Consider the following 13414-nt stretch of genomic DNA (forward strand, 5'->3'; position numbering starts at 1 on the left):
ATGGCCGATACGCTCAATTCGCTGCAGGCTCTCGGCGAGGCTGCTGCCGCCGCCGAAGCGCCCAAGCATGTCCAGAAGCTCGACGCCCATGGCCGCGCCTATGCCACCGGCAAGCGCAAGAACGCCATTGCCCGCGTCTGGATCAAGCCCGGCGCCGGCAAGGTCACGGTCAACGGCCGTGAACTGGCCGTCTACTTCGCCCGCCCGGTGCTGCGCCTGCTGATCCAGCAGCCGCTGACCGTCGCCAACCGCACCGACCAGTACGACATCAACATCACCGTTGCCGGTGGTGGTCTGTCGGGCCAGGCCGGTGCCGTGCGCCACGGCGTCTCCAAGGCCCTGACCTATTATGAGCCCGAACTGCGTTCGGCTCTGAAGAAGGAAGGCTTCCTCACCCGCGACAGCCGCGTGGTCGAGCGCAAGAAGTACGGCCGCGCCAAGGCTCGCCGCTCCTTCCAGTTCTCGAAGCGCTAAGCTTCTGGAAACAACTTACAAAAACCCCGCTTCGGCGGGGTTTTTTATTGCCCCGTTCACGGCTTGGGCGGAGCCGTCGAGCCTCGGACCACGAGTTCCGTCGAAAATTGCTGCCGGCCGGTTTCGTCGGGCGTATCGAGGATCATCTCGACGGCGAGCTGGCCCATGGCCGCGATCGGCTGGGCGATGGTGGTCAGCGGCGGTTCGGAGAAGGCACTTTCCGGCACGCCGTCAAAGCCGATGACCGAAACGTCCGCCGGCACCGACAGGCCCCTTTGCTGCAGCCATTCAAGGGCGGCGAAGGCGATGCGGTCCGACATGGCCAGCAGCGCGGTCGGCGGGGCAGGGGCCGCGAACAGCCATGCCATCGCCTTTTCGACATCGGCTTCCTCGTTCTGCGTTTCGAAGATCGGCACGCCGGCGGTATCGATGCCCTGCTCGGCAAGAGCGGCGAAATAACCGAGCACACGGTCGCGCGAACTCGAATAGACTGCGGTCTCGACCTCCCGCATGGTCGCCGGGCCGGTTCGGTCGTCGGCGAAAGGCATGGACAGGATGGCGAAGCGCTGGTGACCGAGGCCCGCCAGGTGGCTGGCTGCTGCCTTGGCACCGGCAAAATTGTCGACGCCGATGGCGGCGATGCTTTCGTCGCGCGTACCCAGATGCAAGGCGACGAAAGGCAGCTGGCGCTCGCGCGTCAGCTCGACCAGCCGCGGGCCCTCGTCGATGCAGAACAGGATGAAGCCGTCCACCAGGGCACTCTGTACATTCCAGGCGAGCTTCTGGTCATTCATGGCCGAGACCAGGGCGATGCCGGCCCCACGCTCGTCGCAGGCCTTGGAAATCGCCGCCATCATCAGGCGGGCGAAAGGATCCTCGAAGAAATAGGACAGGGGTTCGGCCGTGACGATGCCGAGTGCGTTGACCTTGCCGGCGCGCAGCAGGCGCCCCTTCGGATCTGGTCCGCGATAGCCGAGCGAAGCAGCGATCGCCTCCACACGCTCGCGGACTTCCGGTCGCACCAGGCGCGGGCGATTGAAGACGTTGGAGGCGGTGCCCTGCGACACGCCCGCCGCCTTGGCCACATCCGCGAGCCGTATGACCTTGTCCAAGGGCTTCTCCCATTGCGTTTGCGCGATGTTCGGCGAACCGGCGTGCTGCCGGACCGTCCGATATCGGGATACCGGGTGCCCCGCCGTCCGACCGCTCCCTTCGATGGGACGGCGAAGTAATGCGTCCGACTGTAGCATGTCGTTGGATCGATTCAATTTTACTTGACCCATGGCGGATTCGCCGTTAATGTTTGAATCGATTCAATATCTTGTAAAAGAGTTCTCTGCCCGCGGCTTGCGGGCTATTTTTGCATAGAATATTGAATCGATTCAATAAATTCAAATGCGGAGCACCCGTGATGATTCCCTCGAGCTATTTCTTCAAGACCGCCTATCGGCGTCGCTGGGAACAGCCGGTCTCGCCGGAAGCCACGCCGGCAGCCCAGCCGAACCGAGCCTGGTACAGCACCCTGGCAACGGCGATCAGCCAGTGGCGCGCGCCCAGGCCATCCGGCCGTGGCGGACGCAAGGGGCGGTGCAGGCGCTGAGCTCCTTCGACACCATGTGAGGATCTCGCTCAGGCTGGACAGGGCCATGGCTCTGCGGCCGGTATTGGTGGACCGGAACGTCGCGATATCCGGAGAGAGCGGGAGACGATGCGTGGAAGCCTCCGAGCCCGCACCGCCACTTGGATTGCCTGCGTAGATAGGCATGTTGCGCTATGTGTGACGATGGAAGACGCTGCCCGAAACGGCTTCTATGGCAAGCTCGGCCCTTGTCGATTCGGAACCGTGCCATGTCCTTCAGCGTCCGCGATATCTGGTTCAAGGGCTATCGTTCGCTGCGCTCCATCCATTTCGAGGTCGGCGAGCTCAACGTGTTCGTCGGCGCCAATGGCACCGGCAAGACCAATCTCTATCGCGGCCTGCAGTTGATCCAGGCAGCGGCTCAGGGCAGCTTCGCCCATGAGCTGGCACGCGAGGGTGGCTTGGCGGCGGCCCTGTGGGCCGGAATGCGCCCGCGGAACGAGCCCGCCCGTATCCATCTCGATGTCGGCCTGGCGAGCGATACCGCCCGTTATCGCTACCGCATCGAGGCTGGGCTGGTGCAGCAGGCCGGCGGCGTCATTCTCGGCACCGGCTTTCTCGGCGAGCCGCAGGTCAAGGTCGAGACTCTCAAATTCGGCCATCGCGGCCGCGAGCAGACGCTGTTGGAGCGCAAGGGGCCGGCCGTCAGCATTGCCGGCACTGATGGCAAGCGGCGCCCGTTCGGCGTGCTGCTGCTGGCCTCGGAAACGGCCTTGGCGACACTGCACGATGCCGATCGCCTGGTCGACATCGCTGCTGTACGCCGCGCCTTGCTGGAATGGCGTTTCTATCATGGGCTGCGCACGGACCGCGATTCCGCGCTGCGCCAGCCCTGCTATGCCGTCGCCACGCCGACCCTGGCCTCGGACGGTCACGACCTGGCGGCTGTCTTTGCAACGCTCGTCCATATTCGCGCCGACAGCGATGCCTTATTCGAAACCGTGGATGAAGCCTTTCCCGGTGCCCGCCTGGTGGTGCCGATGCCCGATCGCATGGCCTCCTTCGGCATGACCTTCCCGGACAATCCCAAGCGCGTCTACGAGGCGAGCGAACTCTCCGACGGCACCTTGCGCTATCTCGCGCTGGCCGGGGCCCTGTTGTCGGCCCGCCTGCCGCCCTTCATCGCCTTGAACGAGCCGGAAGCCAGCCTGCATCCCGATCTCCTGGTTCCGCTGGCGGGCATGATCGTGCGCGCCTCGCGCCGGACCCAGATCTGGCTGGTGACCCACTCACAGGCTCTGGCGGATGCCATCGAAACCCTCTCCGGCGTGCCGGCGCACCGCGTGATCAAGCGCGGCGGCGAAACCTGGCTCGAAGGCCTGCGGCTATCGGGGGATTTCGCCGAAGACGACTAAGGACGCCTGGAGCTCGATATGGCGTGCTCAGCGCGCAGCATATTGCTCGTCGCTGACCTGTTCGAGCCAGTCGACGGCCTTGCCGTCCAACTGCTCCTGGATGGCGGTATGCGTCATTGCCGTGGTGGCAGTGGCGCCGTGCCAATGCTTCTCGCCGGGCGCGAACCAGACCACGTCGCCCGGCCTGATCTCCTCGATCGGCCCGCCCTCGCGCTGAACCAGCCCGCAGCCTGATGTTACGATCAGGGTCTGGCCGAGCGGATGGGTATGCCAGGCGGTGCGTGCGCCAGGTTCGAAGGTGACGCTGGCGCCGACGGCGCGTGCCGGTTGAGGCGCGCTGAACAGGGGATCGATGCGGACGGTGCCGGTGAACCAGTCCGCAGGTCCGCGCCCGGAAGGCTGCGAGCCGCTCCGCTTGATGTCCATGATGATCCTCGTGAGCGATGGGAGGGGGGCGGATCTTAGCGGTAATGGCTGCACCGTCATAGTCCGTTCAGCCCCTCTTCCCACCAGGGATGGCGGGAAGAGGCGCGAGCCGGGAACAGCGGCGGGCATCAACCAGGGAGCCCGCGATCATGCCGAACCTTGCTGGCGTCGAAGGCCCGCCTATTGGGTGACGGCTTCCGACGCGTATTTGAATGCCGGCGCTGCTTCCAGCTGCTCCTTGGTCATCGCCAGCATGCCACGAGCCGGATAGTCCCGTACCTGGTTGGCGGGCTGGGTCTCGGGAGTCCCAGGTGCTGCCGATGGCGTGCCCGCAGGAGCCGGCGCGCCGGCGGCGGGTTGAGCGGGTGCCGGTGTTGTGTCGCTCCAGGTTATGGCGGTGTAGGGCAGGGCCACATTCTTTTCCCCGATACCCAGGAAGCCGCCGACGCCGATGACGACACCGACCACAGTGCCTTTCTTGTCGACCAGCACGTCGTTGACGTTGCCGACATTCTCATCCTTGGCATTGTAGATCTTCACGCCGACGAGCTGGCTGGCCCGGTATTGGCCGGGCTCGGCCTTGGTGACGAAGGAAACGGCGCCCGTCGGCGCGGGAGTTGTCTGTTGTGCCAAAGCGGCGGCGGGCAAGCCCAGCAGGGTGACAAGGGCGATAGTGTAAGTGGCTTTTCTCAGGATCATGGAAACCTCCTTTGATGAGCCGTTCCACCCTCCAAACCACACTGGCGATGCGATGTTCCGCGTCGGCAGGGCTAACCGTTGCGGTGCGAGGCGGGGTCCCGCCATCGGACATATTCCCTTTGTCACGCATTGCCCTTAAAGCCAGGGGCGATATTCGTTAAGTAAAGCAGCGCCAGAGGAGATCCCATGGCTGGCCCAACCGACGATCCGCTTCGCCCGCGCCCGACCGACAATGCCGTCTTCCGCAAGGAGGTGCTTGGCGGTGCCACAGAGCCGACCTATGGCGGCATCCTGTCCTTCATGCGCCGGCGTTATCAGCGTGACCTGGCCGGTATCGATGTCGCCGTCTGGGGCATTCCCTTCGATGCGGCCGTCTCCAACCGGCCGGGCGCCCGCTTCGGGCCGCAAGGTGTCAGGCGCGCCTCGGCGATTTTCGACGGCGACCCGCAATATCCTTTCCAGGCCGACCCGTTCGAGCAGCTCGCCGTGGTCGATTATGGCGATTGTTCCTTCGACTATGCACGTCACGGCGAGATCCCGGCCTGTATCGAGGCGCAGGCGCGCGACATCATCGACACCGGCACCATGCTGTGCTCGATCGGCGGGGATCACTATGTCACCTGGCCGCTGCTCAAGGCCCATGCCGCCAAGCACGGCCCGATGGCGCTGGTGCATTTCGATGCCCACCAGGACACCTGGTATGACGACGAGGGCCGTATCGACCACGGCTCCTTCGTGGCACGCGCGGTGCGCGAGGGCATCATCCGGCCAGATCGTTCCATCCAGATCGGTATCCGCACCCATGCGCCGGACGATTGCGGTATCGAGATACTCTACGGGGAAGACCTGGAGACGCTCAGCGTCGCCCAGGTGGTCGAGCGCGTCCGCCAGCGGGTCGGTGATGCCAAGACCTATATCACCTTCGACATAGACTGCCTGGATCCGGCCTATGCGCCCGGCACGGGTACACCGGTCGCCGGCGGTCCTTCGTCGCGCCAGGCCCTGATGATCCTGCGCCGGCTCGGCTTCCTCGACATCGTCGGCTGCGACCTGGTGGAGGTCGCGCCCGCCTATGACCATGCCGATATCACCTCGATTGCGGGCGCAACGGTGGTTCAGCATTATCTGGGCTTGATTGCTGAGCGGAAGCAGGGCAAAGCCGGGACATGAGCAACGAACGCAAGAATTCCCTGACCTACGCCGATGCCGGTGTCGATATCGATGCCGGCAATGCCATGGTCGATGCCATCAAGCCCCTCGTCCGGGCCACCCGTCGCGTCGGCGCCGATGCCGAGATCGGCGGTTTCGGCGGCCTATTCGACCTCAAGGCCTGCGGTTTCAAGGATCCTGTCCTGGTCGCGGCTAATGACGGTGTCGGCACCAAGCTGAAAGTGGCGATCGAGACCGGCATCCACGACACTGTCGGCATCGACCTGGTGGCGATGTCGGTCAACGACCTGGTGGTGCAGGGCGCCGAACCGCTGTTCTTCCTCGACTATTTCGCCACCGGCAAGCTGGCTCCGGGGCAGGGCGTCGCCATCGTCAAGGGCATCGCCGAAGGCTGCAAGGATGCCGGTTGCGCCCTGATCGGCGGCGAGACCGCCGAGATGCCGGGCATGTATGCGGACGGCGACTACGATCTCGCCGGTTTTGCCGTCGGCGCGGTGGAACGCGATGCCATCCTGCCGCGCGGCAGCGTGGCCGAAGGCGACGTCATCCTCGGCCTGGCTTCCTCGGGGCCGCATTCCAACGGCTATTCGCTCATCCGCAAGATCGTCGAGCTTTCGGGCCTGGGCTGGGATGCGCCGGCGCCCTTCGCCGAGGGCAAGACGCTCGGCGAAGCGTTACTGACGCCGACGCGCATCTATGTGCGGCCTTTGCTGGCGGCGTTGAAGGCGACGGGCTCTGCCGTCAAGGCACTCGCCCACATCACCGGCGGCGGCTTCCCGGACAATATTCCGCGCGTGCTGCCGGATGGCATCGCCGCCTCCATCGACCTCTCTTCCTTTACGCCACCGCCTGTGTTCGGCTGGCTGTCGCGCACGGGCGGCGTCGAAGCCCATGAGATGCTGCGCACCTTCAATTGCGGCATCGGCATGATCGTCGTTACTGCCGCAGCCGATGCGCAAGCCTTGGAAGCGGCTCTCGGCGAAGCCGGCCTGCCGGCGTCCCGCCTCGGCACGGTGGTGAAGCAGGAAGGTGCCGAACGGGTCGTCTATCGCGGCACGCTGACGCTATGAAGGGACGCAAGCGTGCCGCTATCCTGATCTCGGGGCGCGGCTCCAACATGGCTGCGCTCATCGAGGCTGCGAAGGACCCCGCCTATCCAGTTGAGATCGTTGCAGTTATCTCCAATCGCCCGGGAGCGCCCGGGCTGGCTCGGGCCCGTGAGGCCGGTATCGTCGCCGAAGCGATCGACCACAAGGCTTTTGGCAGCCGCTCCGATTTCGAGGCGGCGCTGGAAGCTCGGCTGGAAGCCCATGTCGTCGATCTCGTGGTGCTGGCAGGCTTCATGCGGCTGATGACGGCGCCTTTCGTCCAGAGCTGGACCGGGCGCATGATCAACATCCATCCGGCCCTGCTGCCGGCTTTTCCCGGGCTCGCCACCCATGAGCGCGCGCTCGAGGCCGGGGTGCGCCTGCATGGCTGCACCGTCCATTATGTCACGCCCGGCATGGACGAAGGGCCGATCATCGCCCAGGCGGCCGTGCCCGTGCTGCCCGGCGATACCGCTTCGGACCTTGCGGCGCGGGTGCTGCAGGCCGAACACAAGCTCTACCCGGCCGCCCTTGCGCGCGTGGCGCGCGGCGAGGCGCCGGTCATGGGCGAGCGCGTCGAGATCGCACCCGGCGATCTCCTGTTCTGCGAGTGACATCTGCGGCTGCGTTGTCGCCCTATTAAAGCTCGTTACCGGCCCAGCCTTTTCATATGCAATTTTCGAGGAACCAGAATGTCGATCATCAACGGTGTCGCGTTTCGCATGAAGAAGGGCACGGCTTTGTCGTCGGCCGCTGCGTGCTGCGCCGTCTTGCTGGCTCTTGCAGGCGCCGCGCCGGCGTTGGCCGAACCCGCCACCGTCGAAGGCGCGCGCAAGCTCACCGAGACATTCCAGTCCTATATCGGTTCGGTGCCGTTCGAGAAGGGCTTCATTACCATCGCCCCTAAGGACGATGGCTATGACGTGACCCTCTCCTTCGATGGCAGCAAGCTCGACAATGCCAAGAGCAGGGGCGTCGGCGAAGTGGCCCGCATCAATCCCTATGTCGTGCGCCTGACACCGCAGCCTGACGGCAAATGGGCGGTAAAGAGCGGCCCGGCGCCCATCGCCGCGGCCTGGAGCCGGGAGCGGGAGGGCAACACGGAGACCGGCAGCCTGAATTTCGCTGCCTGTGCCAGCCAGGGCGTGTTCGCTCCCAAGCTGATGAGCTTCGAGACCTTGGTCGCCGGTTGCGACGGCAGCAGCGCGACCGTGCGCAACCATGATGCCGATGTCGACCTCTCGACCGGCAAGTTCGGTTTCGAGACTACCAGCAAGGCTGATGAGGCCGATGGCGTCGACGTCAAATTCGACAGCAAGCTGGAAGGGCTGAAGGGCAAGGTCCAGGACAAGAAGGATCAGCAGTTCCCGGTTGCGTTCGAACTGACCGGCGGCCAGCAAACGCTTTCGGCGACCGGCATGCGCTTTACCGCGATCTACGATCTTGTCGCCTTCTTGCGCGACCACCCCTCCAAGGGGGAGATCGTGCTGGCGCAGGACGAGCTCAAGACCAAGCTGCGGACCGCATTGCCATTCTGGCGGGAGGTTTCGAGCACCTCGAGCATAGAAGGGCTCGGGGTCAACCTGCCTTTCGGCCAGGTCAAGCTGGCCAAGGCGACCCAGGCTTACAGCCTCACCGGCCTGGTGAAGCAGGGCTACTATTCCGATGCGCTCGACTATTCCGGCCTCGTGATTCCGGATGTGGTGGTGCCCGAATGGGCCCGCTCGCTGATCCCGGCCCAGGCGAATTATTCCACCAAGCTGTCCTTGAACGGCCTCGACGGCATGGCGGACGTATTGATCCGCGGCCTCGATGCCACGCAGGATCCGCCCTTCAGCAAGATGATGGCCGTGGCGCTGATGACCCGGCTGCTCGATGGCGATCTCAACTACAAGGTTGATTTCAACGTCGCCGCGCCTGCCTATACCCTGAAGGGCGACGGCAGCGCGGGGGTCAATCCGGAGCCGACGGCCAGCCTTGCAGTGGCTGCTACCGGCTTCGATGCGGTGGTGGAAGGTCTCAGCAAAGCCGATGCCGAGGACGCGCGCAAGGCGGTGTTCTTCCTCTCCTTCGTGAAGGGGCTCGCCAAGGAAGAAGGCAATGGGCAACTGGTCTGGAACGTCTCCTACGACATCGTCACGCATAGCGTGAAGGTCAACGATCAGGTCTTCCGCCTGCCGCAGCCCGATTGAGTCAAACCCTGCCGGCGGTGCGCCTGCGGCCGATGATGGTCACGAGGCCGCCGACCAGCAGGAAGGCCGCACCGAGCAAGCCGGCAAGGCCTGCAAAGAACCAGCGCCCGAGCAAACCCTCGAGCGCGGCATCGGTCGGAATGGCCGGATTATAGGCGACGGTCACGCTGTCGCCTTCGCGCAGGAGCGAACTGCGCATGAGGTTGGTGAAGCGGATGACACTGCCCTGCGGTGTCGAGAAGCTGACGACCGGATAGGGATTGACCGAGACGATGGTGCCCGCGGCGGAGGCCGTGCGCGGGCTGCGCCATTCGTTCATGCCGAGCACCGGGGCAGCCAGCAGTCCGACGAAGCCCAGGATGAGGAAGGTACGCCCTACGACGCGCAAGGCTGCCGGGCCTTGGACACGTTTCACACTCACCATCATTTCGTTCCAGTCGCAATTCCGATGCCCGGGGTTTACGGCACTTGCGGCCCCATGGGAACAGGCTGGCTGCGAGAACGGCTGGTTGCGGTCCGCTGGGAATGTCTTTTGTTCTGGTATTTCAGTTGCGATTCCATGTTCACGCGGTGAAGTAGCCGTCATTGCTTCGCTACGCTCGCAATGACGACAATCCGGGTTGGCAATCAAACGACACGCTCTAGAACAGGATCCGTCTCAAAGGACCAGGCACCGAGGGCATTTGCCGCAGCAGCCGATCCAGGGAGAATCCGCCGGATCCGGCAATCGATAGAACGAACATGCCGCCGGCGATGGCAAGGTCCTTCTCGAAATGCAGCAATTCGTTCTGGCTCGAGAAGTCCATGTGGAAGAGCGTTGCCGTGGCGAGGCAGAACAGGCCGAGCATGATGGCACCGATGCGGGCGAACACACCCAAAGTGAGGGCCAAGCCTGCACCCAGTTGCAGCGCGATGACGCCCACGACCAGGGGGGCGCTGATGCCGACCACGGCCATGGCCTCAACGGTGCGCATGAAATGCAGCGCCAGGGTCGTGCCTTCGTGAATGAAGATCAGGGCAAGCAGCAGCCGGCCGGCGAGCAGCACGGCATCGGTGAGCCCTGGCTTGATCTTGCTGATTGGGGTCATTGCAGCCACCTCCGACGGAAGGAGGCCGGCAGGGGCCTTGGCGCCCGCCGGCTCGCAGGTCATTTCGTCACCCAGGTCATTTCGTCACCCAGGTCATTTCGTCACCTTGGTGTCGATGGCCTTCTGCAGGTCTTCGAGTTCCTCGCAGCCCTGGGGGCACAGCTTGCCGAGTTCCGACAATTGCACCTTGGCCTTGTCGACGTCGCCGGTCTCGACATAGAGCTCGCCGAGATATTCCCGGGCAGCCTTGTGGCCGGGCTGCAACTCCAGCGCCTTGGTGTAGTAGGTCAGCGCCGTCTGGTAATCACCGGTCTTGCGCAGCGTGAAGCCGAGCAAATTGTAGACGTCGGCCTGCTGGGTGTCTTCGGCCAGGCCCCGCAGTTCCTCCAGGGCGCCGGTGTAGTTCTTGGCCTCGATCTTGGCCTTGACGGAGGTCAGGTCCGGCGCGTCGGTGGATTCGATGTTGTCGACGGCGTAGGCGGGTATCGAGAGCAACGTGGTGGTGACCGCGGCCAATGCCAGCGTGGCCACCGCAGTCGTGACTGCGTATTTCAGCATGATTTTTCTCCTGAGGGCGGGAATGTCGGGTTTCAGAGCTGTACGGTCGGCGTGAAGCCGTAGGCGTTGCCGTCCTTCACGAAGGTTCCGCTGCCGGGGAACGGGAAATGCGAGCCGCAGATCCGGATGTTGTCGGCGATCACCCGGTCGATGAGCTTGCGCCGGGTGGCAATGGCCATCGGGCCATCCTGGTCATAGGCGCCTTGCCAATCGGGATGGGGGGCGAGCAGAGCGGGCACATACATGATGTCGGCCGAGACCATGAACTGCTCGTTGCCCGAGCCGACAAGATAGACCGAATGCCCCGGCGTGTGGCCGGGTGCCGACAGGATCCGGATGCCGGGCGCGACTTCCGCTCCGTCCTGCACCAGCTTCCAGTTCTTCCATTTCGGAAAGTTCTCGACGATGCGCTTGCCGGCGGGCCGCCGCCCTTCGGCGAGCTTCTCGACACGCGAGGGATCGGTCCACCAATTATATTCCGCAGCGCTGACGATCAGTTCCGCATTGGGGAAGACCGGTGCATTGGTGCCCTTTTCCATCAAGCCCCACACATGGTCAGGATGGAAATGCGAGATCATGATGGTGTCGATCGCCTTGTAGTCGATGCCGGCTGCGGCCATGTTGGCCGGCAGATGCGTGGCATTGGCCTGCCATTGCCCGATGCCCGAGCCGGCATCCATCATGATCAACTTGCCATTGACCTTGAGCACGACAACCGTGAGGGGGATCGGCATGAATTCGGTGGTCAGGCCGGCCTTGGACAGGGCCGCCTTGGTATCTTCCACCGAGGCGTTCTTGATGAAGGTCGGGTCGTGGGGCTTGCGCCAGATGCCATCATAGATGGCTGTCACCTCGATGGATCCGACCTTGTATTTGTAGAAGCCCACGCTGGGCTCGACCGCAGTCTGGGCGAGGGCAGGGGCTATGAATTCAAGTCTTCCCGCCAGGCCGAACGCTGCGGCTGCCGCCGCAGAACCCAGCACCGTACGGCGCGTCATCTTCAGCATTCTGGTCACTCCTGTTCAACGGCTCATGCCGGACGGCGGCACGGGCTGTCAGTGCCTCCGTTGAGTGACCAGACCCGGCGGCGTGCGGAATTATTCCCGCCCGCCGCAAAGTTTTTTAAAAAGCCTATGGGCGCGCTGAGGCCGTTCCGCGCCTGTTCTAGCGGGACGAAAGGAGTGTCTCTCCGCGTGGTGTCGTCGCCGCCAGCATGAGATCTTGCAGGGATTGGCGAATGGAAGGGGTACAGGCGAGGACCTTGTGGTTCTCCAGCAGGCCGGGACCGTGCGGAAAATCGCTGGTCCAGCCGCCGGCCTCCTCGACCAGCAGCAGGCCGGCGAGAACGTCCCAGCTCTTGAGGGAAAGCTCACAGAAGCCGTCGATGCGCCCGCAGGCGACCGCTGCCAGTCCCATCGCCGCGGAGCCGTTCTGGACGAAGGCATAGCCCTGGCCAAGCAGGTTGCCGATCAGCCCGAGATAGTCGGCGGCAGGATGTCGGAGCGAATATCCCGCATCGACAATCGCATCAGAGGGGCCGCGTGCCGCCCGAACCCGGATGGGCCTGCCATTGCAGAAGGCACCCTGGCCGCGCCGGGCGGTGAAGATCTCGTTGCTGACGGGATCGTAGACGACGCCGCTTTCCGTCTGGCCGTCGACGCAAAAGGCGATCGACATGGCGAAATGGGCGACGCCGCGGGCAAAGTTCAGGGTACCGTCGATCGGGTCGATCACCCACAGATGGCGTGCGGGCGCGCCGCCGGTTTCCTCGGTCAGGATGCCGTCGGCCGGAAACGCTCCGGCAAGTTGATCGATCAGGAAACGATCGATTTCCAGATCGGCCTGGGTCACCGGATCGTGCGGGCCTTTTTCGGCGCTGGACAGGGCCTCGCCGGAGCGGAAGTAGTGACGCGCGATCGCCCCGGCCTGCCGGGCGCAGTCCTGGGCAAAGCGATGCCGCCGGTCGATGTCGTTGCCGGTCATGATTTCCGTTCGCGCCTTGCCACCAGGGAGCGCTTGACGTCCTCCTCCGCCTCGTCGAGCAGGGAGGTGATGGCCTTGGCGGTGGCGATCGGATCTCGTCTTGCAATGTTGTCGACGACGGCCTGGTGCAAAGCAAGCGAGTGGCTCTGGCCCCCGGGATTGTCGTCCGTCAGGCGGAAGCTGATCATCAGTGCTGTCTCGATCAGTGCTGCAAGCGAGCCGATCAATTCGTTGCCGGACATGCGCAGGATAGCCTGATGGAAGGCGAGATCCGGCACGGCGAAGCGTTCGCTGTCGTCACCGGCCTGCTCCATGCGCGAGAGCAGGAGGCGCAACTGCGCGATCTGCTCCTCGCTGGCCCGCTCGGCCGCCAGGGCGGCGGCCATCGGCTCGATGGCACGCCGGAGCTCGAACAGGGAGCGAGCCTCCTCGGCCGTGGTTCTTGGTCCGTAGCGCCAGACCAGCACGTCGGGATCGAGGAAGTTCCAGTCTTCGCGGGCGCGCACGCGCGTGCCCACCTTGGGGCGCATCTCCACCATGCCCTTGTTGGCGAGCACCTTGACGACTTCCCGCAGCACCGTGCGGCTCACGCTGTGGGCGGCACTCCAGTCATCGGCATTGGGCAACTGGTCGCCCGGGGCGAGGTCACCCCGTACGATACTCTGGCCGATGTCGTTGAGGAGGCGCGAATAGAGGCTGGTGCCGGTGGCGTTCCCTCCCAGAGAGCTCATGGGTGAAACCT

Annotated in this window: 16 protein-coding genes; 7 read left to right on the plus strand and 9 right to left on the minus strand. The window is 64.4% G+C overall.

Annotated elements, in window-relative coordinates; translation table 11 throughout:
- Positions 1 to 474, plus strand: coding sequence for a 30S ribosomal protein S9 (rpsI, locus tag ACTJKX_RS13295; RefSeq protein WP_068289830.1), 474 nt, complete (start codon positions 1 to 3; stop codon positions 472 to 474).
- A 56-nt stretch (positions 475 to 530) separates the two neighbouring features.
- On the opposite strand, the gene ACTJKX_RS13300 is transcribed toward rpsI, so the two are convergent.
- The gene (locus ACTJKX_RS13300; RefSeq protein WP_394308168.1) at positions 531 to 1586 is read right to left on the minus strand and encodes a LacI family DNA-binding transcriptional regulator; all 1056 of its coding nucleotides are present in this window, start codon (positions 1584 to 1586) and stop codon (positions 531 to 533) included.
- A gap of 296 nt (positions 1587 to 1882) precedes the next feature.
- Between ACTJKX_RS13300 and ACTJKX_RS13305 the strand changes: the two genes are divergently transcribed.
- Positions 1883 to 2074: a hypothetical protein gene (locus ACTJKX_RS13305; RefSeq protein ID WP_440725531.1), complete on the plus strand. Its 192-nt coding sequence runs from the start codon at positions 1883 to 1885 to the stop codon at positions 2072 to 2074.
- A 248-nt stretch (positions 2075 to 2322) separates the two neighbouring features.
- A complete protein-coding gene (locus ACTJKX_RS13310) occupies positions 2323 to 3468 on the plus strand; it encodes an AAA family ATPase (protein ID WP_440725532.1) in 1146 nt (381 codons plus the stop codon).
- 27 nt (positions 3469 to 3495) lie between these two features.
- Here ACTJKX_RS13310 and ACTJKX_RS13315 read toward each other — a convergent pair whose 3' ends face one another.
- Together ACTJKX_RS13315 and ACTJKX_RS13320 are read right to left on the minus strand one after the other, a co-directional pair.
- Complete coding sequence (locus tag ACTJKX_RS13315) at positions 3496 to 3894, minus strand: (R)-mandelonitrile lyase (RefSeq protein ID WP_440725533.1); 399 nt, start codon at positions 3892 to 3894, stop codon at positions 3496 to 3498.
- A gap of 180 nt (positions 3895 to 4074) precedes the next feature.
- The gene (locus ACTJKX_RS13320; protein WP_440725534.1) at positions 4075 to 4593 is read right to left on the minus strand and encodes a PRC-barrel domain-containing protein; all 519 of its coding nucleotides are present in this window, start codon (positions 4591 to 4593) and stop codon (positions 4075 to 4077) included.
- A gap of 186 nt (positions 4594 to 4779) precedes the next feature.
- On the opposite strand from ACTJKX_RS13320, the gene speB reads away from it, so the two are divergent.
- From speB to ACTJKX_RS13340, 4 genes are all read left to right on the plus strand, one after another.
- Positions 4780 to 5763, plus strand: coding sequence for an agmatinase (gene speB, locus ACTJKX_RS13325; protein ID WP_415081770.1), 984 nt, complete (start codon positions 4780 to 4782; stop codon positions 5761 to 5763).
- The gene (gene purM, locus ACTJKX_RS13330) at positions 5760 to 6833 is read left to right on the plus strand and encodes a phosphoribosylformylglycinamidine cyclo-ligase (protein ID WP_394308178.1); all 1074 of its coding nucleotides are present in this window, start codon (positions 5760 to 5762) and stop codon (positions 6831 to 6833) included. The genes speB and purM overlap by 4 nt, the downstream gene beginning before the upstream one ends.
- Positions 6830 to 7465, plus strand: coding sequence for a phosphoribosylglycinamide formyltransferase (gene purN / locus ACTJKX_RS13335; RefSeq protein ID WP_394308180.1), 636 nt, complete (start codon positions 6830 to 6832; stop codon positions 7463 to 7465). Before purM ends, purN begins: the two co-directional genes overlap by 4 nt.
- A 78-nt stretch (positions 7466 to 7543) precedes the next feature.
- Positions 7544 to 9043, plus strand: a complete 1500-nt coding sequence (locus ACTJKX_RS13340; protein WP_440725535.1) for a hypothetical protein — start codon at positions 7544 to 7546, stop codon at positions 9041 to 9043.
- A 1-nt stretch (position 9044) separates the two neighbouring features.
- Here the strand turns inward: ACTJKX_RS13340 and ACTJKX_RS13345 are convergent, their stop codons facing one another.
- From ACTJKX_RS13345 to ACTJKX_RS13370, 6 genes are all read right to left on the minus strand, one after another.
- The gene (locus ACTJKX_RS13345; protein WP_440725536.1) at positions 9045 to 9458 is read right to left on the minus strand and encodes a DUF3592 domain-containing protein; all 414 of its coding nucleotides are present in this window, start codon (positions 9456 to 9458) and stop codon (positions 9045 to 9047) included.
- A gap of 226 nt (positions 9459 to 9684) precedes the next feature.
- Positions 9685 to 10131, minus strand: a complete 447-nt coding sequence (locus ACTJKX_RS13350) for a DoxX family protein (protein WP_440725537.1) — start codon at positions 10129 to 10131, stop codon at positions 9685 to 9687.
- Between the two features lie 93 nt (positions 10132 to 10224).
- Entirely contained in the window at positions 10225 to 10689 is a 465-nt protein-coding gene (locus ACTJKX_RS13355) for a tetratricopeptide repeat protein (RefSeq protein ID WP_367623154.1), read from the minus strand.
- A gap of 32 nt (positions 10690 to 10721) precedes the next feature.
- A complete protein-coding gene (locus ACTJKX_RS13360) occupies positions 10722 to 11696 on the minus strand; it encodes an MBL fold metallo-hydrolase (protein WP_440725538.1) in 975 nt (324 codons plus the stop codon).
- A 157-nt stretch (positions 11697 to 11853) separates the two neighbouring features.
- Entirely contained in the window at positions 11854 to 12672 is an 819-nt protein-coding gene (locus ACTJKX_RS13365) for an inositol monophosphatase family protein (protein WP_440725539.1), read from the minus strand.
- Positions 12669 to 13403, minus strand: coding sequence for a FadR/GntR family transcriptional regulator (locus ACTJKX_RS13370; RefSeq protein ID WP_440725540.1), 735 nt, complete (start codon positions 13401 to 13403; stop codon positions 12669 to 12671). Before ACTJKX_RS13370 ends, ACTJKX_RS13365 begins: the two co-directional genes overlap by 4 nt.
- Between the last annotated feature and the right edge of the window lie 11 nt (positions 13404 to 13414).

It is taken from the genome of Labrys sp. 22185 (assembly GCF_052045555.1).
Lineage (GTDB): Bacteria > Pseudomonadota > Alphaproteobacteria > Rhizobiales > Labraceae > Labrys > Labrys neptuniae.